This is a genomic window from Kitasatospora sp. NA04385, from assembly GCF_013364235.1.
Taxonomy (GTDB): Bacteria; Actinomycetota; Actinomycetes; order Streptomycetales; family Streptomycetaceae; genus Kitasatospora.
Genome location: NZ_CP054919.1, coordinates 3,673,935 through 3,695,783, shown reverse-complemented (window position 1 = coordinate 3,695,783; position 21,849 = coordinate 3,673,935). Strand labels below are relative to the sequence as shown.

23 protein-coding genes and 1 pseudogene are annotated in these 21,849 nt (G+C 73.6%); 15 read left to right on the top strand and 9 right to left on the bottom strand.

Features of this window, described 5'->3' with window-relative positions; genetic code table 11:
* Window positions 1–48 precede the first annotated feature (48 nt).
* Window positions 49–531: a hypothetical protein gene (locus tag HUT16_RS16395; RefSeq protein WP_217712072.1), complete on the top strand. Its 483-nt coding sequence runs from the start codon at window positions 49–51 to the stop codon at window positions 529–531.
* Between the two features lie 6 nt (window positions 532–537).
* On the opposite strand, the gene HUT16_RS16390 is transcribed toward HUT16_RS16395, so the two are convergent.
* Window positions 538–1,224: a Crp/Fnr family transcriptional regulator gene (locus HUT16_RS16390; RefSeq protein WP_176188911.1), complete on the bottom strand. Its 687-nt coding sequence runs from the start codon at window positions 1,222–1,224 to the stop codon at window positions 538–540.
* A gap of 266 nt (window positions 1,225–1,490) precedes the next feature.
* Between HUT16_RS16390 and HUT16_RS16385 the strand changes: the two genes are divergently transcribed.
* The 5 genes from HUT16_RS16385 to HUT16_RS16365 are packed head-to-tail and all read left to right on the top strand — an operon-like array spanning window position 1,491 to window position 4,771.
* Entirely contained in the window at window positions 1,491–2,240 is a 750-nt protein-coding gene (locus HUT16_RS16385; RefSeq protein WP_176188910.1) for a hypothetical protein, read from the top strand.
* A complete protein-coding gene (locus HUT16_RS16380; protein WP_176188909.1) occupies window positions 2,237–2,527 on the top strand; it encodes a hypothetical protein in 291 nt (96 codons plus the stop codon). The genes HUT16_RS16385 and HUT16_RS16380 overlap by 4 nt, the downstream gene beginning before the upstream one ends.
* A complete protein-coding gene (locus HUT16_RS16375; protein ID WP_176188908.1) occupies window positions 2,524–3,273 on the top strand; it encodes a hypothetical protein in 750 nt (249 codons plus the stop codon). Before HUT16_RS16380 ends, HUT16_RS16375 begins: the two co-directional genes overlap by 4 nt.
* Complete coding sequence (locus tag HUT16_RS16370) at window positions 3,270–3,563, top strand: AlpA family transcriptional regulator (protein WP_176188907.1); 294 nt, start codon at window positions 3,270–3,272, stop codon at window positions 3,561–3,563. Before HUT16_RS16375 ends, HUT16_RS16370 begins: the two co-directional genes overlap by 4 nt.
* Entirely contained in the window at window positions 3,560–4,771 is a 1,212-nt protein-coding gene (locus HUT16_RS16365) for a hypothetical protein (RefSeq protein WP_176188906.1), read from the top strand. Before HUT16_RS16370 ends, HUT16_RS16365 begins: the two co-directional genes overlap by 4 nt.
* A 127-nt stretch (window positions 4,772–4,898) precedes the next feature.
* On the opposite strand, the gene HUT16_RS16360 is transcribed toward HUT16_RS16365, so the two are convergent.
* A complete protein-coding gene (locus HUT16_RS16360) occupies window positions 4,899–5,873 on the bottom strand; it encodes an NADP-dependent oxidoreductase (protein ID WP_176188905.1) in 975 nt (324 codons plus the stop codon).
* Between the two features lie 118 nt (window positions 5,874–5,991).
* Between HUT16_RS16360 and HUT16_RS16355 the strand changes: the two genes are divergently transcribed.
* Entirely contained in the window at window positions 5,992–6,585 is a 594-nt protein-coding gene (locus tag HUT16_RS16355; RefSeq protein ID WP_176188904.1) for a TetR/AcrR family transcriptional regulator, read from the top strand.
* Window positions 6,586–6,707: 122 nt separating this feature from the next.
* Here the strand turns inward: HUT16_RS16355 and HUT16_RS16350 are convergent, their stop codons facing one another.
* The gene (locus tag HUT16_RS16350; RefSeq protein ID WP_176188903.1) at window positions 6,708–7,088 is read right to left on the bottom strand and encodes a MerR family transcriptional regulator; all 381 of its coding nucleotides are present in this window, start codon (window positions 7,086–7,088) and stop codon (window positions 6,708–6,710) included.
* Window positions 7,085–8,182: a YafY family protein gene (locus HUT16_RS16345; protein ID WP_176188902.1), complete on the bottom strand. Its 1,098-nt coding sequence runs from the start codon at window positions 8,180–8,182 to the stop codon at window positions 7,085–7,087. The genes HUT16_RS16350 and HUT16_RS16345 overlap by 4 nt, the downstream gene beginning before the upstream one ends.
* Before the next feature lie 140 nt (window positions 8,183–8,322).
* Here HUT16_RS16345 and HUT16_RS16340 point away from each other — a divergent pair, with 140 nt between their 5' ends.
* From HUT16_RS16340 to HUT16_RS16330, 3 genes and pseudogenes are all read left to right on the top strand, one after another.
* Complete coding sequence (locus HUT16_RS16340) at window positions 8,323–8,964, top strand: DinB family protein (protein WP_176188901.1); 642 nt, start codon at window positions 8,323–8,325, stop codon at window positions 8,962–8,964.
* A 224-nt stretch (window positions 8,965–9,188) separates the two neighbouring features.
* Window positions 9,189–10,093, top strand: a pseudogene (locus tag HUT16_RS16335) (sigma-70 family RNA polymerase sigma factor).
* A 193-nt stretch (window positions 10,094–10,286) separates the two neighbouring features.
* Complete coding sequence (locus tag HUT16_RS16330; RefSeq protein ID WP_176188900.1) at window positions 10,287–10,955, top strand: NAD(P)-dependent oxidoreductase; 669 nt, start codon at window positions 10,287–10,289, stop codon at window positions 10,953–10,955.
* Window positions 10,956–11,313: 358 nt separating this feature from the next.
* Here HUT16_RS16330 and HUT16_RS16325 read toward each other — a convergent pair whose 3' ends face one another.
* A complete protein-coding gene (locus HUT16_RS16325; protein WP_176188899.1) occupies window positions 11,314–12,486 on the bottom strand; it encodes an SMI1/KNR4 family protein in 1,173 nt (390 codons plus the stop codon).
* 193 nt (window positions 12,487–12,679) lie between these two features.
* On the opposite strand from HUT16_RS16325, the gene HUT16_RS16320 reads away from it, so the two are divergent.
* Both HUT16_RS16320 and gap read left to right on the top strand, forming a co-directional pair.
* Window positions 12,680–13,636, top strand: coding sequence for a GlxA family transcriptional regulator (locus HUT16_RS16320; protein ID WP_176188898.1), 957 nt, complete (start codon window positions 12,680–12,682; stop codon window positions 13,634–13,636).
* 170 nt (window positions 13,637–13,806) lie between these two features.
* Window positions 13,807–14,805 (top strand): type I glyceraldehyde-3-phosphate dehydrogenase, encoded by a 999-nt coding sequence (gene gap, locus HUT16_RS16315; RefSeq protein ID WP_176188897.1) that lies wholly within the window; start codon window positions 13,807–13,809, stop codon window positions 14,803–14,805.
* 56 nt (window positions 14,806–14,861) lie between these two features.
* Here the strand turns inward: gap and HUT16_RS16310 are convergent, their stop codons facing one another.
* Both HUT16_RS16310 and HUT16_RS16300 read right to left on the bottom strand, forming a co-directional pair.
* Window positions 14,862–16,082 (bottom strand): serine hydrolase, encoded by a 1,221-nt coding sequence (locus HUT16_RS16310; protein ID WP_176188896.1) that lies wholly within the window; start codon window positions 16,080–16,082, stop codon window positions 14,862–14,864.
* A 177-nt stretch (window positions 16,083–16,259) separates the two neighbouring features.
* Complete coding sequence (locus HUT16_RS16300) at window positions 16,260–17,231, bottom strand: helix-turn-helix transcriptional regulator (RefSeq protein ID WP_176188895.1); 972 nt, start codon at window positions 17,229–17,231, stop codon at window positions 16,260–16,262.
* A gap of 275 nt (window positions 17,232–17,506) precedes the next feature.
* Here HUT16_RS16300 and HUT16_RS16295 point away from each other — a divergent pair, with 275 nt between their 5' ends.
* The 3 genes from HUT16_RS16295 (at window position 17,507) to HUT16_RS16285 (ending at window position 19,924) form a co-directional block, all read left to right on the top strand.
* Complete coding sequence (locus HUT16_RS16295) at window positions 17,507–18,022, top strand: SigE family RNA polymerase sigma factor (RefSeq protein WP_176188894.1); 516 nt, start codon at window positions 17,507–17,509, stop codon at window positions 18,020–18,022.
* The gene (locus tag HUT16_RS16290) at window positions 18,019–18,936 is read left to right on the top strand and encodes a hypothetical protein (RefSeq protein ID WP_176188893.1); all 918 of its coding nucleotides are present in this window, start codon (window positions 18,019–18,021) and stop codon (window positions 18,934–18,936) included. The genes HUT16_RS16295 and HUT16_RS16290 overlap by 4 nt, the downstream gene beginning before the upstream one ends.
* 304 nt (window positions 18,937–19,240) lie before the next feature.
* On the top strand, window positions 19,241–19,924 hold the full coding sequence (locus HUT16_RS16285; protein ID WP_176188892.1) for a hypothetical protein: 684 nt from the start codon (window positions 19,241–19,243) through the stop codon (window positions 19,922–19,924).
* 145 nt (window positions 19,925–20,069) lie between these two features.
* On the opposite strand, the gene HUT16_RS16280 is transcribed toward HUT16_RS16285, so the two are convergent.
* Together HUT16_RS16280 and HUT16_RS16275 are read right to left on the bottom strand one after the other, a co-directional pair.
* Complete coding sequence (locus HUT16_RS16280) at window positions 20,070–20,846, bottom strand: ABC transporter permease (RefSeq protein ID WP_176188891.1); 777 nt, start codon at window positions 20,844–20,846, stop codon at window positions 20,070–20,072.
* The gene (locus HUT16_RS16275; RefSeq protein ID WP_176188890.1) at window positions 20,843–21,814 is read right to left on the bottom strand and encodes an ATP-binding cassette domain-containing protein; all 972 of its coding nucleotides are present in this window, start codon (window positions 21,812–21,814) and stop codon (window positions 20,843–20,845) included. The genes HUT16_RS16280 and HUT16_RS16275 overlap by 4 nt, the downstream gene beginning before the upstream one ends.
* Window positions 21,815–21,849: the final 35 nt, after the last annotated feature.

Genomic DNA, 21,849 nt, shown 5'->3' with positions numbered 1-21,849 from the left:
CTACCGCCGAGTAGGCCCGCCGCCCAGGCCCTAGCAGCAGGAGACGACATGACAGTGCACGACATCGAACGGATCGGGACGGTGGCGGTCTTCGGCGCGGTGTGGGCGGTCCTCGTGACCGGCCACGCCCTGGCCGACCACGTGTTCGGGCAGACCGACCACCAGGCGGCCAACAAGGCCGCGCCGACCCCGGCGGAGGTCGCTGCCGGTGCGAACCCCCGCCGGGGCTGGAGGGCCTGCCTGGCGCACGTCGCCCGGTACCACCTGGTGATGGCGGTCGCCCTGGCGCTGGTGCGGCTGGTCATCCCGCTGCCGCTGTCGCCGGTGGGGACGGCCGCCGGGTTCGCCTGGTCGATGACCACCCACGCCTGGCTGGACCGCCGCTGGCCGGTGCGCTGGCTGCTGCGGCACCTCGGCTCCGCGGCCTTCGCCGAACTGCGGGCGGCCGGGATGAACGGGATGTACCTGGCCGACCAGGCGCTGCACAAGGGCGCCCTGCTGGTCTCGGCGGTCCTCGTCACCCGGCTGTGAGCGCGTTCAGCGGCACACCAGGGAGGCGGTCCGCAGGATCCAGTCCCGCCGCAGGACCTCCAGCGCCCCGTGGTGGTTGGCGAAGTTCTCGGTGAACTCGCTCCGGCCGAGGGCCCCCACGATGGCGGCGTGGCGGACTCCCAGCCAGCGGCTCACCTTCGCGTTGCTCAGCGCGAGCCTGGTCGCGCGGAAGTCCCGGCGCGCTTCGTCCACCACGCGCACCGCCGGGTGCACCCCGACCGCCAGCCGGGTCAGCGGGTCCTCGAACTGCCGCATCAACTGGTCGATCCGCTGGCGTTCGTGGAGCAGGGCGGCGACCGAGAGCTCCAGATCGGGGTGGTGGAGCAGCCGGCGCAGCTCGGTGACCGGGATCCGGACGACCCGGCAGGCGGTCAGGGCCGCGACCGTGGCGGTGCGCGGTCCGCCGAACAGCGCGGCCTCGCCCAGCAGGTCGCCCGGACCGCGCAGGTGGCAGGAGACGCGGCCGTGGCTGGTGCCCTGCTCGACCCAGGCCAGGCCCTCCAGCAGCACCACGACGTGGGGGCCTGGCTCGCCCTGGGTGAGCAGTCGGCGGCCCGGCGCACAGGTGACCTGTTCGAACTCCGTCGTCACGGTGCGCCAGGCCCGTGTGCCGATCAGCGCGCGCCAGGGGCCGAACTCGAGGGAGGGGGAGGGCGGAGACGTCCGGTGCATGCGGGGGAGGTTATGGGGCGCGGAGCGGTCGACGCGCCCGAGTTTCCGAAGGGGCGACCGGACGGACCGCAGGTTGACGGCGAACCGAACGGGCTTTCTCCACCTGGTCGTTGGAGCGATTCGTGTGATCCGTCACTGGTATTTCGTTCCCGGGAACGGACAGCCGGGGCCCCCGCCGCACATCCTCGGGTGGGCAACAGACCGCCGACCAGAGGAGAGTGCCAGTGCCGACTCCACCACTCGCTCCCGGAACCGAGACCGTTCCGATGCCCGATCTGCAGGGAATGGCGGCGTTCGACGCGAAGGGCTTCTCCGAACTGCCCTCCCTCACCCAGCCCGGAGTGAGCCGGCTGATCGCGGAACTGGTCGACGAGAGCTTCGTCGAGGCGGGGCTGCGGCAGGTGCTCGACGAGCGGTCGTTCCTGGCCCCGCGCGGCGACGGCCTGGCGACCGGTTTCCCGCCCAGGCACCTGCCCGCCGTGGTGGACCGGTTCGTCCCCGTCCTGGACCGGGCCGCCGCCGCGTACAACGCCTGCCACCGGGGCACGCCGGTGCGGCTGCGGATGAGCCTGCACCTGGGGCCGGTCACCATCGACGGGACCCCGCCCGACGCCAACGGCACCGCCCGCAACGACCTGCACCGACTACTGGACAGCGAGCCGCTCAAGCGGGCGATGGACGACTCCGACCCGGAGGTCACCCACCTGGTCTCGATCCTCTCCGACCGGGTCTACCAGGACGTGCTGGTCGGCGGCTACAGCAAGCTGCGGCCGGGGGCGTGCACCCGGGTCGAGGCCACGGTCAGCGGCAAGGCGTTCCACCAGGTGGCCTGGTTGTACGTCCCCTACCCCTCGGGGGACGGGCCGGGCCGCGCCGGGGTCGGACCGGGGCCGGGCGGGGCCCCGGACGGCCCGTGGCGCTTCTCGCGGCGGCCGCGGTTCAGCCAGACCGTCGGGAACGGGACCGCCGTCGCCGGGGACGTGCACGGCGGCCTCACCATCGTCCACCGCCCGTGACCAGCGAATTCGAAGCCGATCACGCGTACGCCGACACCTGCGCCGGATGCCGGCACCAGCAGGTCGGCAGCGGCCTCGCCGTCGGCGGGGACATCGGCGAACTGCACCTCTACATCGGGCAGTTGCGGATTCCCCCGGTGTTCGGCGCGCTGGTGCGGACCGGGCTGGGCGAGGCGGTCGGCCGGCTCGCCCGGGCGACCCGGGCCACCGCCGACTTCTTCGACCGACACACGCCACAGCAGGGCCGTCCGACCGACGGGCCCATAGCGGAAGGAACGGACCCATGACGACCCTCGCCTTCACCGGGCTGCTCGACAGCATCCACCACCGGGTTCTCCACCCCGATCCGGACCGGCGGCTGCGGCTGGAGGTCCCCGGCCCGGCCGGGGGCCGGCGGCTGCTCGATCCGTCGGCCGCCCGCGACCTCGCCTACCGGTCCGGCCCGGGGGAGGGCCGGGAGGTGTGGGCCGGGGCGATCCGGCTCGCCCAGCGCTCCCAGCGGCCGGAGGGGGAGTGGTCGACCTACCTGGTCTGGCTGTGCTCGCCGGCCCTGCGGCGCACCGTCTGGAAGGTCTCCCACCGGCTCGCCGCGGACCGCAGGGACATCGAGGCCGAGGCCGTCACCGGCCTGCTGGACGCCGTTCCGGACGCCGATCCGGACCACCCCGAAGCGCCCCGCTGGCTGGTCCGGCGGGCGGCCCACCGCGCCTGGGACGCGGCGAAGTCGGCCTGGCCGGAGCGGCCGGACGAGGCGGCGGCGGCCATCGCCGACCGGCAGACGCTCCGGGACGGCACCCCGACGCAGGCACAACCCTGGGAACCCGACTGGGAGTTGGCGATCAGCCCGCCGGCCCGGTCGGACGGGCTCGCGGCGCAGCTCAGGTTCACCGTCTCGCCCGCCGTGCGCGAGGGGGAACGGCTCGGCGCGCTGGCCGAGCGGATGGGCCTGGCCGAGGTGGTGCGGCGGGCCCGCAGGCCGCGCGGCCCCGTGGTCGGCACCCTCTCGCTGCGCCCGGCGGGGGCGGCGCGATGAGCGGAACCGGGGGCGGGATGAGGTTCAGCGAGGTGTTCGACCTGCCGCTGACGATCGACGTGCGCACCGCGGCGCGGATGCTCGGGCTCTGCCCGGCCACCGTGTACCGCCGCCTCAAGGCGGACGACTTCCCCTGCCCGGTGCTGCGCCCGGGACGGCAGTACCGCATCCCCACCGCCGGCATGCTCCGGGCGATGGGGATCGAGGAGATCCCTGTCCACGCCGAGGACCTGCAGCGCGGCGCCGAGTACGCGGCCGCCGAGGACACCGACCCGGAGGAGCGCGCATGAACGCCGCCGACCCCGCCCCGCCCGTCCCGCCTGCCCTGCCGGTCCCGCCCGTCCGGGGTGCCCGGGACGCTCCGCCGCCCGCGCTGAGCTGCTTCGTCATCGGCCCGATCGGCGACCGCCACAAGGACAACGGGACCCCGGAGCGCCTCGCGTACGAGGAGGCGCTGGAGATCTACGAGAAGGTCGTCCTGCCGGCCTGTGACAGCGTGGGCCTGGAGCCGACCCGGGCCGACCTGATCGCCCAGCCGGGCGAGATCACCGAACAGGTCTGCCGCCACGTCATGCATGCCGACGTGGTGGTCGCGGACGTCACGGGCGGGAACCCGAACGTCATGTACGAGCTCGGCATCCGGCACCTGCTGGGACGGCCGACCGTGCAACTCGGCGAGCACGGACGGCTGCCGTTCGACATCTCGCTGATCAGGACCATCCAGTTCAAACGGACCAGGGGCGGGCTGGTCGACGCGCGCAAGGAGCTGGAACAGGCGCTGGGCAGCGGTCTGCGGGACGGGTTCGGGATTCCGACTCCGGCCCGGGTGTTCATCGGTGCCGAGCCCGGGGAGTCCGCGGACCCCGGCCCTGGCCCCGGCCCCGGGGCGGCCGACCCGGACGACCCGATCGACCCGGACGACCCGGACGCCCCCGGGCTGTTCGAACGGTTCGCCGCGGTGGAGGCGGACATGGAGGTGATGGGCGAGGACATGAACGCGATGACCCGCTCGATCAACGACCTCGCCGAGGTGATGGAGCAGTTCGGCCCGCAGATCCAGCGCGCGTGGGGCACCGGTGCGCCGCTGTCCGCGAACCTCGCGGTGACCAAGCGGATGGCGGCGGCGCTGGCCACCCCGGCGAGCGAACTGCGGGTGCGGGCGGACCGGTTCGCCTCCCACATGGAACGGATCGACCAGGCGGTGGGCTCCGCGCTGGACCTGCTGCAACGCTCCCCGGACTTCCGGGACGTGCTGGGTGCGGACGCGTTCGTCAACGACCTGGTGGGCGTGGCCGTGTCGATCCGGGAGGGGCTGGCGGTGATGGAGCAGTTCCGCGCGCTGCTGGCGGTGCTGGCCGGGATGAGCGGGTCGCTGCGGCAGCCGGTCAGGGAGATCGCCCGGGCCATCGACCGGCTCGGGGAGGTCGTGGCCCGGGCGGAGGCGTGGGAGCGGCGGGGGACCGCGATGCTCCGGGAACGGGTCGTCCGGACGGCGTAGGCGGCCCGGCCGGAGTGCGACGGGGCTGGTTCGGGGTGCTGTTGGAGTGTTGCCGGGGTGTTGTCGGGCCGGTGTGCGGGGCGGTGCGGGGATGGTGCGGGGTGCCGGGTGGGTCTCGTGCGGGTGTTCAGTCGGTGACGTGCAGGACCAGCTTGCCGCGCAGGTGGCCCTGTTCGGCGCGGCGGTGGGCGGCGGCTGCTTCGGCGAGCGGGAACACCTCGGTGACGGCGACCCGGACGGCGCCGGAGACCACCAGGGCATCCAGCTCGGCGAGGTCGGTGCCGCTCGAACGGACCTGCCACATCCGGTCGTTGAAGACCAGGCCGAGTTCGCCGACGGCGTGCTCGGTGCGGTAGTCGCCGAAGTAGACCGGGGCGACCCGGCCGCCGCGGCGCAGGACCGGGAGCAGGCGGTGGGCGTCCGGGCCGCCGACGGCGTCGAGCAGCAGGTCGGCGTCCCGTACCGCGTCCGCGACCGGGCCCGCGGTGTAGTCGACGAAGCGGTCGGCGCCCAGCTCGCGCAGGAACCGCTCGTGGCGGCCGGAGGCGACCGCGACCACCTGCCCGGCGCCGCCCGCCTTGAGCAGTTGCAGGGCGAGGTGGCCGACGCCGCCGGCCGCGCCGTTGACCACGGCGGTGATGCCGGGCGCGGGGCGCAGGTAGTGGGCGAGGTACTGGTGGGCGGTCAGGCCGGCCATCGGGAGGGCGGCCCCCGTCAGGTGGTCCAGGGCGTCGGGCAGCCGGGCCAGGTGGGCGTCCGGGACGGTCGCGTACTCGGCGTAACCCGCGCCCCGGCCGGGGAAGTTGACCAGCGCGTGGACGCGTTCGCCGATCTGCCAGGCGGAGTTCGGGCCGGTGGCGGCGACCGTGCCGGAGACGTCGCTGCCCGGGATCAGCGGGAGCGCGGGGGACGGGCGGAGCTCGGGCGGGAGGTTGCGGTAGCCGTTGCGGGCGTACCAGTCGGGCGGGTTGACGCCCGCCGCGTGCACCCGGACCAGTGCCTCGCCCGGGCCGGGCACGGGGCGCGGCACCCGTTCGCGGACCAGTACCTCGGGTGCGCCGAAGGCGTGCAGGCGCACCGCCCACATGGTGTCGACGGACATCCGTGTCTCCCCTCCGCAGGCCCGAACGGGCACTGCCGTAGAATCCGGAGCACCGCTCCGGAAGGTTGGGGAGAGTTTAGGCGGAGCACTGCTCCGAATGTCAACGACGGGATGGAACATGGCTGTTGAGCCGACGGCCCGGGCGCCGCGTGCGGACGCCCGGCGCAACCGGGACCGGCTGCTGGAGATCGGGGCGCAGGTGCTCGCCGAACAGGGCGCGCGGGCCTCGCTGCGGGACGTCGCCCGGCGGGCCGAGGTCGGACTGGGCACGCTCTACCGGCACTTCCCCAGCCGGGAGGCGCTGCTGGAGGCGCTGCTGGCCCAACGCTTCGACCAACTGGCGGCAAGAGCATCGGAGTTGGCGGAGTCGGGTGCCGATCGGGAGGGCGGCGCCGATCCGGTGGCCGATCTGGTCGACTGGCTGCGGGAGTTCTGCGCGGGGGCGGGCGCCTACCAGGGCCTGCCGGAAGCGCTGTTGGCCACGCTCCGCGACCCGGCCTCGCCGCTGCACGCGAGCTGTGCGGCGATGCGGGAGGCCGGGGGCGGGCTGCTGGCCGCCGCGCAGCGGGCCGGACGGATTCGGGCGGACGTCACCGGCACGGACCTGTTCGCCCTTGCGAACGCGGTGAGTTGGGCCGCCGGGCAGGCGCCGGCCCTGGCCGAGCGGCAGGAGCGGCTGTTCGAGGTGGTGGTGGACGGGCTGCGGACCTGAGGGCTCGGCGGGTCGTGCGGGTGGTTCGGTCGACGGGTGGTTCGGTCGGCGGGTCGGGCGGTGGTCCGGCCGGGGGCTCGGCCGGGGGCTCGGCTGGGGGTGGCGGGGGTCGGCCGATGGGTTCAGTCGGCGGTGAGGACGCTGCGGTAGTAGTCGATCTTGTCGCGGAGGTGGGCCCGCTGGCGTTCCAGTAGGGCGATCTGGTCGTTGACGGCGGTGTCGTGCCGCTCCAGCAGCTCGATCCGGCCGAGCAGGCTCTCCGGCCCCTCGGTGCGGGCGAGTTCGGCGTAGCGGCGCATGTCGGCGATCGGCATGCCGGTGTCGCGCAGGCAGCGCAGGATGCCCAGCCAGCCCATGTCGTCGGGGCTGAACCTGCGGTGGCCGCTGGTGGCGCGGGTGATGGAGGTGAGCAGGCCGATCCGCTCGTAGTAGCGCAGGGTGTCCAGGCTGAACCCCGAGCGTTCGGCGGCCTCGGCGGGAGTGAGCAGCTGCTGAGTCGTCACCGTTCCGATTCTGCCTGCTGGCCGGTTCCGGTGCGGCGGGTGTCCGGGGCGGGCGCCGAGGACGGGCCGTGGGCCGACGACGGGGCGGGCGCCGACGACGGGCTGGGTGTCGACGACGGGGCGGGCGACGGGCCGGGGTCGGTGGCGCGGCGGAAGCGTTCGCTCCAGGCGACCAGCAGGGCGGCGAGTTCGGGCGGGGAGACCAGCCGGAAGTCGGCGTCCAGCGAGCCGAGCGCCATCGCGGGCCACTCCAGCGAGTCGGCGCTCATCCGCACCCGGCTGCGACCGGCGTCGACCTCCTCGACCTCGGCCCACTGGCCGATCCGCTCCCGGACCTGCCGCGCGGGGGCCTCCACCAGCGCCTCGACCCGGTGCGGGCGGGGCTGGTTCTGCAGGCCCGCCCGGACGAACTCGGCGGCGTCGGCGGCCGGGAGGGTGCGGGGCAGGAAGCGGGCGCCGGTCGGCTCGGGGGCGGCGAGCCGGTCGAGGCGGAAGGTGCGCCAGCCCTGGCGGGTGAGGTCGTAGGCGACCAGGTACCAGCGGTGCCCGAGCCGGACCAGTGCGTGCGGCTCGGCGTGCCGCTCGGTGGCGGCGCCGTCGGCGGCCTCGTACCGGAAGCGCAGCCGCTCGGTGTCCCGGCAGGCCAGCGCGACGGCGGTCAGGGCGTCCGGGTCGATCCGGGAGGCGGTGTCGGTGCGCCAGGTCGCCGGGACGGTGACGGTGCGTAGCGCGTCCACCCGGCGGCGCAGCCGGGCGGGCATCACCTGCACCACCTTGGCCAGCACCCGGACGGAGGCTTCCGCGATGCCCTCCACCGCGTTGTCGGCCGCCGCCTGCAACCCGACGGCCAGCGCGACCGCCTCCTCGTCGTCGATCACCAGCGGGGGCAGCGCGGCCCCCGCGGCGAGCTGGTACCCGCCGTCGACACCGCGCCTGGCCTCGACCGGGTAGCCGAGTTCGCGCAGCCGGTCGACGTCGCGGCGCAGGGTGCGGGCGGAGACGCCGAGGCGGGCGGAGAGTTCCTCGCCCGCCCAGAAGCGGTGGGACTGGAGCAGGGTGAGCAGCCGCAGGGTGCGGGCACTGGTGTCGGCCATGGTTCCCATCCTCGCGCCATTGCGGACGGAAAGTGGCCGCAATGCTCCGTACCGTGGAACACGAAGCGAGCAGGAGAAGCGCACTGCACAGCGCACCGCGCACCGCACACCGCGCACACCGCGACCGGAGAGGCGACACCATGAGCACCGAGACCGTCGAGACCGCCCAGACCGCTGAGGCCGCTGAGGCCGTTCAGACCGCTGAGGCCGTTCAGGCCACGGAGACCGCCCGGACCGCTGACGACCAGTACCCCGCCGCCACCGCCGAGGGCCCGACCCCCGAGCACGCCGACCTGATCGCCGAGCTGCGCACCATCCGGCACTTCCTGCGGCTGACCGCCCGTGACCTCGACGACGAGCAGGCCTCCCGCCGCACCACCGTCAGCGAGCTGACCATCGGCGGCCTGATCAAGCACGTCACCTCGATGGAGCGGGCCTGGGCGGCGTTCATCGCCGTCGGCACGTCGGCGCTGCCCGACTTCAACGCCATGGCCGAGGCCGACTACCAGGCCCGCGCGGACGAGTTCCGGCTGCTGCCCGGCGAGACCCTGCTCGGCGTGCTGACCGCGTACGAGGCGGTGGCCCGCGGCACCGACGAGCTGCTGGCCGGCCTGGCCGACCTGAACGTCTCGCACCCGCTGCCCTCGGCGCCCTGGTTCGCCCCCGGTGTCAGCTGGTCGGCCCGGCGCACCGTGCTGCACATCATCGCCGAGACCGCCCAGCACGCCGGGCACGCCGACATCATCCGGGAGTCCCTGGACGGGCAGAAGAGCATGGGCTGACCCCCTCCCGGCCCATCGCGGAGAGGCCCGCACCCCGACGTCCGCGTCGGGGTGCGGGCCTTTTCCGTTTTTCTCCGGCTTCCGTGTCACACCCGGGCGGCGCTGCCACTCTCGGGATGCGGACGCAGACGCGGATACGGATGCGGGCACGAGTACGGATTCGGACGCGGGCACTTCGGACGCGGGCGCTGGCCCGGGTGCGGACGGAAAGAGGAGAGGGCGTCATGGACCAGGCCACCGAAGTGTTCACCGAGCACCGGGAGTTGCTGTTCTCGATGGTCTACAACCTGCTGGGCACGGTCGCCGACACCGAGGACGTCCTGCAGGAGACCTGGCTCGCCTGGTCCGGTCGGCACCGCTCCGCCGAGGCCGGGCCGGTCCTGCACCCGCGGGCCTACCTGGTGCGCACCGCCGTGAACACCGCGCTGGCCCGGCGCACCGAGATCAGCCGACGGCGGGAGAGCTACTTCGGGCCCTGGCTGCCCGAACCGCTGGTCGCCCCGGCGGGGGTGGCGGACGCCGAGGGGGTGGAGGAGGCGGGCGAGCGGGCCGAGGCGGTGTCGATCGCGCTGCTGGTGGTGCTGGAGACGCTCACCCCGCTGGAGCGCGCCGTGTTCGTGCTGCACGAGGTGTTCGGGTACAGCCACCCGGAGACCGCCGAGATCCTCGGCCGCAGCCCCACCGCCGTCCGCCAGCTCGCCCACCGGGCCCGCGAGCACGTCCGGGCCCGGCGACCCCGCTACCGGGCCGACCCGACCGTCCGGCGGCAGGCCACCGAACGCTTCGCCGCCGCCGTCGGAGGCGGCGACCTCGACGCGCTGCTGCGGCTGCTCGCCCCCGACGTCACCCTCTGGGCGGACGGCGGTGGCAAGGCGACGGCGGCCGGCCCCGCCCGGTGCGCGGCCGCGGGCAGGTCGCCCGGCTGCTGGTCGGCGGCTCCGCGAGGGCCCCGCAGGGCGTCCGGGTCCGCTGGGCCACCACCAACGGCGACCCGTCGGCGGTGCTGCTGGTCGGCGCCGCCCCCTTCGCGGTGCTGGTGCTGGACCTGACGGCGGACGGCGAGCAGGTCACGGACATCTACTTCGTGACCAACCCGGACAAGCTTTCCCGGGTGGGGGAGGAGGGGTGAGCCGGGCGGGACGGACGTGTGGGCGGGCGCGCGAACGGGGCTTGCGGGCGGGGTGCGCGAGCGCGTTGAGCGGGCGGCGGTGCGTGGGTGGCGGTGCTGCTGCGGGACCGGGGTCCGGGCGGGCGCGCGGTGATGGGCAAGTGTGCTGGTTCACAAGGGAATTGACGAGAGACCGAGGAAGCAGGGGAGAGCGATGAAACTGACCGTGGTGGCCGCGACCGGTGGGATCGGACGGCAGGTGCTGACGCAGGCGGTGGAGGCCGGGCACGAGGTGACGGCGGTGGTGCGGGACCCGGGGAAGCTGGGGGAGACCGGCGTCCGGGTGGTCCGGGCGGACCTGGCGCGGGCCGGGGCGGCGGACCTGCGGGAGGCGGTGGCCGGGGCGGACGCGGTGCTCTCCGGACTCGGGGCGGTGGGCAAGGCGGGTGTCGGGGTCGCCGAGGCCGGGACGCGGGCGCTGGTGGAGGCGATGCGGGAGGCCGGGACGCGGCGGCTGCTGGTGGTGAGCGCCGCACCGATCGGGACGGTGCCCTCACCGGACCGGCCCCACCCGCCGCGACACGACCCGGGCGAGGGCCCGGTGATGCGGTACGTGCTGACGCCGATGGTGAAGCGGGTGCTGCGCGCGCACTACGCGGACCTGGCCCGGATGGAGGACGTGGTGCTGGCCGGCGGTCTGGACTGGACGGTGCTGCGCCCGCCCCGGCTCACCGACGGACCGCTGACCTGCGACTACCGGGTCGCGTACGGGCAGAACCTGCGCGGCGGGTCGACGGTGTCGCGGGCGGACGTCGCGCACTGCATGCTGCGCTCCGTCGGCGACCCGGACACGGTTGGGCGGATCATCGGCATCGCGTACTGATGTCACGTCACCGATGACGCGCCATCGTTGTCGGCTCATTGATGTCGCGACATCGGTGATGCACCAACGATGTCGCGACATCGGTGTCGGCTCATCCGTGTCGCATCACTGGTGTCGTGTCACTGGATGACGTGACACCAATGTCATCTCATCGATGTGTCGTTATCGATGTCGAGGCACCAATGTTGCATCACCGATGCCGCGTCATGGGTGTCGCCTCATTGATGTCACGCCATCGATGCCGCGACATCAGTGATCCGGCATCGATGACGCGTCACTCATGTTGGAACACCGATGACACGACACCGATGCGACGACACTGATGCCGCGACACCGATGCCGCGACACCGGTAACGCGTCACCAGTAGGCGTTGTCGTCGAACGGCTCGAAGGTCGCGTACTCGACCGGATCGTCCTCCTCGTCGTACGCCGGCAGGCCCGGAACGTCGATCTCGCGCCGCAGCCAGGCCAGCAGGACGTCGACCAGGCCGCCCTCCAGCGGCGGGCCCTGGTCGGCGTGCCGGGGCCAGATCGCCAGCGGCCAGCGGTCCGGGTCGGGGCCCTGGGCGAGCCAGCCGAGTTCGTCGCCGTCGCGGGAGGTGGCGAAGGGGAGGAAGCCGCCGGGTTCCGGCCAGACCGGCAGTGGGTACTCCTCCGGGTCGTCCTCGCGGAAGAAGGCGTAGTTCTCGCTGGTGTCCCGCTGGTGCTCGATGAAGTCGTGCGTGCCGTTGCGCAGCGGGGTGTGCAGGCGGAGCCAGCCGCCCAGGTGGCCGGAGCCGTAGAGTTCCATGAACTCGCGGTAATCGGTGGGCAGTTCGGTGCCGAGTGCGGCGGCGAGCGAGGTCCAGGTGTGGCCGCTGCCGAGGTAGGGGTGCTCGGGTGGCGGGGTGAGGACGCGGAGGGCGGCGAGGCCGGTGCCGGTCTGCAGGGCGAAGCGGCGCTGCTCCTCGTCCAGCCGGGGCACTGCGGGGGGCGGGGGCGTCCAGGCGACGGCCTCGGTGAGGAAGGCGGTGCCGGCCCGGACGGCGGGGCGGGGGCCGATCGGGGGGACGTCCGGCCCGGTGACGAGGGAGTGCAGCAGCGGGCCGAGGGCCAGGCCGGTGCGGTACCAGCCGGCTGCGCCGTTCTCGTCGTGGCTGATGCGCTGGACGACCACCGTCCAGCGGTCCGGGTCGGGGTCGGCGGTGTCCCAGAACAGCGTGTCGGACTCCCGGGTGGCACCGAAGGCGAGCAGGCCGCCGGGCTCCGGATGGACGGGCGGTCGCTGCGCGCCGTGCAGTTCGCGCAGCTCGATCCGGGCACTGCGGTGCTGCTGGTGCAGCCACTTGCCGTAGTCGAACCGGTCGTCCTGGACGTACGGCCCGTGCACCCAGAGGTGGTCGCCGAACAGCACCGGTCCGTGCCGGTCGAGCAACTCCCGATAGTCGGTGGGCAGTTCCAGCCCTAGCCAGCTCTCGACCACCGCCCAGTCCACCGGGACCGGCCTGGTCCGGTACTCGGACGACTGCTCGGTGTACGCGGCGATGTCCATTCCCGCTCCCCTCCGACGCTTGCGACGCTTCCGGTGCTTGCAGCGCTGCGGCGCTTGCGAAGTTTTCGATTCATCCGGCGCCGCCTCCGCGAGACAGCCCCCGTACGCCGCCCCGCAGGCCGCCCCGCAGGCCGCCCCGCGAGGCCGCCGGGTGAGGCTACGGCACGGCACGGACGGCACCTACCCTGAAGGGATGTCAGCTCCTCGCCTGCGCCGGGTGGCCGTGCTGGTCCTGGACGGCGCCAAACCGCTCGACGTCGGGATCCCCGCGCAGGTGTTCTCCACCCGGGGCAGCATGCCGTACGAGGTGCGGGTGTGCGGGGCGGCGCCGGGGCTGGTCGCGGGCGGGGACGGCCTGTCGTACCACGTGGCGCACGGGCTGGAGGCGCTGGAGTGGGCGGAGTCGGTGTTCGTGCCCGGCTACCGGCATCCGGACCGGGACGATCCGCCGCCCGCCGTGGTCGAGGCGCTGTGCGCCGCGCACGCCCGCGGGGCCCGGTTGGCGGCGATCTCCACCGGGGCGTTCGCGCTGGCCGCGACCGGGCTGCTGGACGGCCGCCGGGCCACCACGCACTGGCACTACACCCGGGCGCTGGCCGCCAAGTACCCGAAGGTGCGGGTGGACGAGAACGTGCTGTTCGTCGACGAGGGCAGCGTGCTCACCTCGGCGGGCGCCGCGTCCGGCATCGACCTGTGCCTGCACGTGCTGCGCGGCGACCTGGGGGTGGCCGCGTCCAACCACACCGCGCGCCGGCTGGTCGCCGCGCCGTACCGCAGCGGCGGCCAGGCGCAGTACGTGCCGCGCAGTCTGCCCGAGCCGGTCGGCGAGCGGTTCGCGGCCACCCGGGAGTGGGCGCTGCACCGGCTGGACGGCCCGCTGACGGTGCGGACGCTGGCCCGGCACGCCGCGGTCTCGCCGCGCACCTTCTCCCGCCGCTTCGTCGAGGACACCGGCTACACCCCGATGCAGTGGGTGCTGCGGGCCCGCGTCGACCTGGCCCGTGAGCTGCTGGAACGCTCCGAGCACAGCGTCGAGCGGATCGCCGCCGAGACCGGCCTGGGCACCGGCACGAACCTGCGGACCCACTTCCAGCAGATCCTCGGGACCACGCCCAGCGAGTACCGGAGGACCTTCGCGAAGGGTGAGTAGGCGTCCTCCCCCGGCTTGGCACGATCCTTGCGAACCGTGGCACTGGCGCCACTGCCACCGCCCCTCCCGGCGAGCGAGAGTGGAGTCATCCACCCGGCAGGAACGCCGCAGGAACGCTGCAGGAACGCCGTAGAAGAGCCGCAGAAGAGCCGCAGAGAAGGGCACCACCCATGACCCGCATCGCCGTCAACGGATTCGGCCGCATCGGACGCAACGTGCTGCGCGCCCTGCTGGAGCGCGACAGCAAGCTGGAGGTCGTCGCCGTCAACGACCTGACCGAGCCCACCGCGCTCGGCCGGCTGCTCGCCTACGACACCACCTCGGGCCGGCTCGGCCGCCCGGTCACCGTCGAGGGCGACACCCTGGTGGTCGACGGCCGCCGGATCAAGGTCCTCGCCGAGCGCAACCCGGCCGACCTGCCCTGGGCCGAGCTCGGCGTCGACATCGTGCTGGAGGCCACCGGCCGGTTCACCTCCGCCGAGGCCGCCCGCGCCCACCTCGCCGCCGGTGCGAAGAAGGTGCTGGTGTCCGCCCCGTCGGACGGCGCCGACGTGACGCTGGCCTACGGCGTCAACACCGAGGCGTACGACCCGGCCGCGCACACCATCGTCTCCAACGCCTCCTGCACCACCAACGCGCTCGCCCCGCTGGCCGCCGTCCTCGACGAACTCGCTGGCATCGAGCACGGGTTCATGACCACCGTGCACGCCTACACCCAGGAGCAGAACCTCCAGGACGGCCCGCACCGCGACCCGCGCCGGGCCCGGGCCGCGGCGGTCAACATCGTGCCGACCACCACCGGCGCCGCCAAGGCGATCGGCCTGGTGCTGCCGCAGCTGGACGGCAAGCTCTCCGGCGACTCGATCCGGGTGCCGGTGCCGGTCGGTTCGATCGTCGAGCTGAACACCACCGTCGCCCGCGACGTCACCCGCGAAGAGGTGCTCGCCGCCTACCGCGAGGCCGCGGCCGGCAAGCTGGCGGGCGTGCTGGAGTACTCGGAGGACCCGCTGGTCTCCTCCGACATCACCGGCAACCCGGCGTCCTCGATCTTCGACTCGGAGCTGACCCGGGTCGACGGCCGCCACGTCAAGGTGGTCGCCTGGTACGACAACGAGTGGGGCTTCTCCAACCGGGTGATCGACACCCTGGAGCTGCTCGCCGCGAGCTGACGCCGCACCGCGAAGGGGCCCGGACCGGTTCGCCGGCCCGGGCCCCGTCGCCGTGTTCACAGCGCGGGCAGGTCGAACGCGGCGGCCGCGACCCGGTACTGGGCGGGGAAGGACGCGCCCTGCCGGGAGGTCGGGGTGAAGGAGCAGACCAGGTCCCGGGAGGCGTCCCGGGTGGCGAACATCGCGCTGGTCCAGCCCGGGCGGCTGCCGGTCTTGCCCCACAGCTCGATGCCCGGCGCCGGGGTGAAGCGCATCAGGCCGGTGCTGAAGCAGGCCCGCCCGGTGGTCGGGCCGATGTCGCAGTTCTGGTTGTGGAAGTTCGGCACGTCCGGGACGGCGAACAGCTCGGCCTGCTGGGCGGGCGGCAGCAGCTCGCCGCGCAGCAGGGCGGACAGGAAGCGCTCCAGGTCGGGCGCGGAGGAGAGCATGCCGCCCTCGGCCCACGGCCACGGGCTCTGCCGGGTGACGTCCGCCAGGCCGGTGCCGCCGTCCGGGCGCGGGACGGCGAGGACGGCGTGCGCGGTCGGGTCCGGCAGCGCGGTGTCGGTGGCGGCGGGCGCCGAGGTGTGGCGCAGGCCCAGCGGGCGCAGGATCCGGTCGGTGACCTCCCGCTCGAAGCTCCGGCCGGTGACCCGCTCGATCAGCAGCCCCGCCAGGTAGTAGTTGACGCCGTTGTACTGCTGGGCGGTGCCCGGCGCGAACTGCATCGGCTGCCCGGCCAGCACGTCGACGGCCTGCCGGGGCGTCCAGTGGTCGGCGGCGTGCGCGGCGAACCAGGCGGCGCTGCCGTCGTCGGTGCTGCCGTCGGGGGCGAACAGCTTGCCGCCGGAGGGCAATCCGCTGGTGTGGTTGAGCAGTTGGCGGACTGTGATCGGCGGGTAGCCCTCCGGGAGGGCGTGCGGCAGGTAGCGCTGGACGGTGCCGTCCAGGTCGATCCGGTGCTCGGCGGCGAGTTGCAGCAGCACGGTGGCGGTGAACACCTTCGAGATGCTGCCGATCCGGAACCGCCCGTCCGCGTTCACCGGCCGCCCGGTCGCCGGGTCGCCCGTCCCCGAAGTACCGCTCCACCGGCCGCCGTCGCCGTCCACCAGCACCACCGCGCTGGTGATCTCCGCGCTCGGCAGCCCGGCGATCGAGGCGCGCAGCGCGGCCGCATCCGGCCGGGCCCGGTGCACCGTGATCTGCGCCGCGCCGGACGTCCCGGCGGTGAGCGACACCACCAGCGCACCGATCGCGGCCGTCCCCGCCAGCCTGCCCACCGTCGTCCTTGCGCGCATCCCCGTACTCCTCAACCCCGTTGTTCCTGACGCTCCTTGACGTCGAGAAGTCTTCCGCCCGAGCCGCGCCCCGCCATCCGGGACGAACCCCGAGCCGCCCCGGATCCGACCCCGGGATGGGGTGCGGGTGGGGGTGGGGGTGGGGGTGGTGCAGCCGGCGCGGGGCCCTCGGGGTCCTTACTGTTCCGGGCCGGGGCGGCCCCGGCGGAGGCGGAGTCGGGTGCTGCTTCGCGGCACCGGCCGCCGTTGCTGTCGCGGCAGGACGATTTGATTCGTCGGGCGGAGGACAGGGAGATCTTCGGGCTCCTGGTTCAGCAGTCCTTCCAGGATGCGTTGGACCAGTCGAGCCGTGTCCGGGGCGGACAGGCAGTCACCTCGGAGCCGGTCGAAACGGCGTGCGTGCATGGCGATCGTGTGGTCGTCGTTGATCAGGTGCCCCGTGCCCAGGCTCTCCGAGTACAGGTACTCCTGCCCACCGGGAAGGGTGATCAGGGTCATCGACGTGTTCACCGGGGTCCTTTCGGCCAGGGAGAACGGGGCCACCTGGAGGACGATGTTCGGCCGCTGCGCGACGTCCAGCAGGTGGCGCAGCTGGCCTGTCATGACGGCGGGACCGCCGATCGTCCTGCGGAGCACCGCCTCGCTGAGGATGACGACCAGCATCGGTCCGTTGGGGTCTTCGAGGAATCGGCGCTGGCGGCCCATCCGGACCCGCATCCGTTCCTCGATCAGGTCCTGGTCGGGCATCAGCGCGTTGCGCGTGAAGAGCGCATGGGCGTAGTCGGGGGTCTGTAGCAGGCCGCCCACCAGTGAGACGTGGTACTCGCGGTGCATGGTCGCCGCCGCCTCCAGCTCGAAGAAGCGCTGGAAGCCGTCCGGGCGCTCGAAGTCCTGGTGCCAGGGCACCCGTCGCCAGAAGCGCAGCAGTCGGCCGTCGGTGTCCAGCAGCCTGTCGCAGGCCCGGACGAAGTCCTCCTGCGGTACGCGGTCGCTCGACTCGATCCGGCTGATCAGGGACCTGTCGCAGTGGGTCAGCTGGGCCAGGTCGCCCTGCGACAGCCCGGCCCGCTCGCGGGCCAGGGCCAGCTCCTCGGCGAAGAACTCCGGCGAGCAGAACGCGCGCTCTCGTGCGGATTCCCGACGACCCACTGTGGCTCCTCCCGGCGGCATGACCGGATCTCCTATCTGATGCTCACTCAAAGTAGCTCTACGGAAAGGCTGTTGGGTGGAAAAGGGCGACAGCGGAACGTCGGGGTCGTTTTCGGCCGGAGTTCGGTCGAAACGAGTCAGCCGCCAGGCCGCGCCCCCGCTGCCGACGTCCGGCGAGCGCCAGGATCTAATGGCCACCCACCGTAGCCGCGCGGGCCGGTTCGGAGGGAAAACCGCTGACAACCTTCTGGTGGGGGCGGGGCGTGAGGGTGGATGTGAGTCGAGAAACCGAGGACGACGCCTACGCGGCCTTCGTCGAGGATGCCTGGCCGCGGCACTTGCGGACGGCCACGTTGATAGCGGGGAACCGCGACCTGGGCGAGGAACTGCTCCAGGACTGCCTGGTCAAGCTGTACGTGCGCTGGCACCGGGTCGGCGTCGAGGACCCGCACGCCTACCTGCGGCGGATGCTGGTCAACGGCAACATCAGCCGGTGGCGCAGGTTCCGCCGCGAGACGCTCACCGACCAGCTCCCCGAGCCGGCGGTCGGGCACCCCGGTCCGGCCGAGGACGGGATGGACGAACTCCACCGCGCGCTGCGCTCGTTGCCGCTCAAACAGCGCGCGGTGGTGGTCCTCCGGTACGTGGAGGACCTGACGGAGAAGGACACCGCGGCCGTGCTCGGCTGTTCGGTGGGCACGGTGAAGAGTCACCACGCGCGGGCGATGGCCCGTCTGCGCACCGTCCTCTCGGGCACGTGGTGGAAGAACCAGGAGGTGGCCGTCCGTTGAGCATCGATCACGAGGAGCTCTCCCGCGCCCTCCACACGCTGAAGGACCGCCAACCGCCGCCCGGCCCGGCCCCCGTCGCGCACCTGCTCCAGGCGGGCCGGCGCCGCAGGCGGCGTCGCAACGTCACCTCGCTGGCCGGGGTGGTCGCCGCCGTCGCCGCGGTGGCGGTCACCGCCTCGGTGCTGCTCCCCGCCGGTTCGGAGAAGCACGGGCAGGGCCCCGCCGGCGGCGGCTCGCCGTCGTCCTCGGCCTCCGCCCCGCCCTCCGGGTCCGCGTCCGGGCCGCCCTCGCCCTCCGCGTCCCCCTCGCCCAGCAAGCCGGTCAACGGGCAGGTCGGCGAGCACATCCGGCTGGGAGCGAAGTTCACGTACGTCTACGGCTTCGAGTACCCCTCCCCGTACCGGCTCGTCAGTACGTACGACGCCATGTCGGGCAGCGTCAAGGTCGGGACGGTGTTCATGCAGGTCCGGCAGAGCGGCGGCGTGGAGGTCGCCGAGAACAAGGTGCTGATGCACGCCGACTGCGCGGGCGAGAGCTTCTGCACCATCGACAGCCGCGACGACGGGACGAAGGTGCAGGTGGAGATCCCGCCGGAGGTGAAGGGCGAGGTCCGCAGCGGCCAGGTGTTCGTCTTCCGTCCGGACGGCACCACGCTGTCCCTGACCTACCTGAGCGAGAAGGTGGCCACCCCCTCCGCGCCGTCCGGCAACGGCCAGCCCCTGACCAAGGACGACCTGATCCAGGCGGCGCTGTCCGAGGACTGGCACGACCTGGTCGTCCCGGGCCACGAAGTCGGCACGAGCACCCCGGGCGGCACGGACACCCCGGGCGGCACGGGCACCCCGAGCGGTACGAGGAGCACGGGCGCTACGGGCGGCGCGGCCAGCGCGGGCGTCTCCGGCCTGCGGACCTGACCGCTCCACGGGCACCGGCGGGCGGTGCGCACCGGACTCTCCCACCGGTGCGCGCCGCCCGTCGGCCGTGCGGGAGGCTCGGCGGACGGGTGACAACCCTGCGGGGCGGCTCGTGCGTGTGAGGGGTGTGAGCCAAGAGACCGAGACCACTGCCGCTACTACCACTGTTCCTGCTGCTGCCCGTGCCGCCGCTCCGGCGGAGAAGACCGGGAAGGCCGGGCAGGTCGGAAAGTTCGGGAGGGCGGGGAAGACCGGGAAGGCGGGGAAGGCCGGGCAGGTCGAGATTCCGCCGTGCTGGCCGGGCGTGCCCGGGTACCCGGAGGTGCCGCTGATCCGGCCGGGGTGGTGGAAGCGGCTGGGCCTGGTCACGCTGGCCACCCTGGTGCTGGTGGTGGTCGTCGGCGTGATCGAGGTGGAGACCCACCCCGGGCCGGGCGGCCGTACCGGCGCGGCGGGTGCCCCGGGGGCGGGTGCCCCGGTGGCGGGGAGCGCCGCCCCGTCCGCGTCGAGTCCGGTGCGGGCCTCGCCGCGGCGGCGGGAGATCTACGACTTCAGGATGCCGGACGGCATGCAGTTCTCCCGCAGCCACGTGGAGCTCCACCCGGTCTACCTGGTGAGCGCGTACTACACCGTCCAGAAGGGCGGCCGCTTCGGCTCCGTCCGGGTCGACGCCACCCACGTGCCGGAGGTGCCGCGCGGCGGCACGTACCGGCCGAGCCAGGACTGCGGCGGCGTGTCGTGGTGCACCGTCACCACCCGCGAGGACGGTTCCGTGCTGCGGGTCGAGACGCCCGGCGCCGGTGCGGACGGCTACCCGCAGGACTGGACGGTCGCCGTGTACCGGACGGACGGCAGCGAGGTGACGGCGGTCTTCAGCGTCTTCGCGGAGGCGGACCGCTCGGTGCTGACCGTCGACCAGCTCACCCGGGTCGCGCTCTTCCCCGACTGGCAGACCGTCGCGGAGCAGGTGCCCGAGGGCTCGGCCTGAGCGCGGCCGGGAGGAAGGGGCACCGACGGACGCCGACGGACGCCGACGGGCGGCACGCACCGGCGGAGGGGGCCGGTGCGCGCCGCCCGTCGGCGCCGGGGGGAGCGGGGAAGTGGGGGAGCGGGGGAGCGGGGCGGAGCGGGACCTACTGCGGGTCGCGGTCGAACTGGGCGCGGGACCAGCGGTAGCCGAGGACGGTGAGGGCCGCGCACCACAGCAGCGCGATCCACCAGTTGTTGCCGATGTGGGTGCCGAGCAGCAGGCCGCGCAGCGTCTCGATGGCCGGGGTGAACGGCTGGTACTGGGCGATCGGCTGGAACCAGCCGGGCATCGAGTGCAGCGGGACGAAGGCGCTGGAGATCATCGGCAGCAGGATCAGCGGCATCGCGGCGTTGCTGGCGGCCTCCGCGTTGGGGCTGCCCAGGCCCATGCCGACGGCGATCCAGGTGAGCGCCAGGGCGACCAGGACCAGCAGGCCGAACGCGGCCAGCCACTCCAGGGCGGTGGCGTCGTGCGAGCGGAAGCCGATCGCCACCCCGACCGCGCCGACCAGCAGCACGCTGGCCACCGACTGCAGCACGCTGCCGGCCACCCGGCCGAACAGCACCGAGCCGCGGTGGATCGCCATGGTGCGGAACCGGGCGACGATGCCCTCGGCCATGTCGGTCGCCATCGACACGGCGGTGCCGATCACGGTCGAGCCGATGGTCATCATCAGGATGCCGGGCACCAGGTAGGTGACGTAGGCGGAGCGGCCGAGCCCGCCGCTCATCGCGCCGCCGAAGACGTAGACGAACAGCAGGAGCAGCATCACCGGGGTGAGCAGCAGGTTCAGGGTGAGCGACGGGTAGCGCCGGGCGTGCAGCAGGTTGCGCCGCAGCATGGTGGACGAGTCGCGGACGGCGAGGGCGAGCGTGCTCATCGGGCGTTCTCCTCAACGGTGGTCCGGGTGGGGGTGGCGGACTGGGCGGGGGCGCCGGTGAGGGCGAAGAAGACGTCGTCCAAGTCGGGCGTGTGGACGGTGAGTTCGTCGGCCTCGGTGCCGGCTCCGTCGAGGCGGTCCAGGACGGAGCGCAGGGCGCGCTGGCTGCCGTCGCCGGGCACGCTCAGGGTGAGGGCGGCGTCGTCGCGGGCGGCCTCGGTGAGTGCGGCGGCGGCCGAGCGGTAGGCGGCGGGGTCGGTGAAGCGGAGCCGGACGTGGCCGCCGGGGACGAGCCGCTTGAGCTCCTCGGCGGTGCCCTCGGCCACGATCACGCCGCCGTGCAGGACGGCGATCCGGTCGGCGAGTTCGTCGGCCTCCTCCAGGTACTGGGTGGTGAGGAAGACGGTGGTGCCGTCGGCGACGAGCTGCCTGATGATCTGCCACATGCCGTGCCGGCTACGCGGGTCGAGGCCGGTGGTGGGCTCGTCCAGGAAGATGATCCGCGGGTTGCCGACCAGGGTCATCGCGATGTCCAGGCGGCGCTTCATGCCGCCGGAGTAGGTCGAGGCGGGCTTGTCGGCGGCCTCGGTGAGGTCGAAGCGGGCCAGCAGGTCGGCGGCGACGCGGCGGCCCTCGGCCTTGGGCAGGTGGTGCAGGTCGGCCATCAGCAGCATGTTCTCGGTGCCGGTGATCAGGCCGTCGACGGCGGAGAACTGGCCGGTGACGCCGATCGCGGTGCGGACCTGCTGCGGTTCGGCGGCCAGGTCGTGGCCGCCGACGCTGACCCGGCCGGCGTCGGCCCGCACCAGGGTGGAGAGGATCTTGACGGCGGTGGTCTTGCCGGCGCCGTTCGGGCCGAGCAGGGCGAAGACGGTTCCGGTCGGGACGGCGAGGTCGACGCCGTCCAGGACGGTCTTGTCGCCGTAGGACTTGCGCAGCCCGTTCGCCGCGATGGCCAGGCCGTTCATGGGGTGCTCCCTGTGGGTGTGGGGGTCGGTGCGGG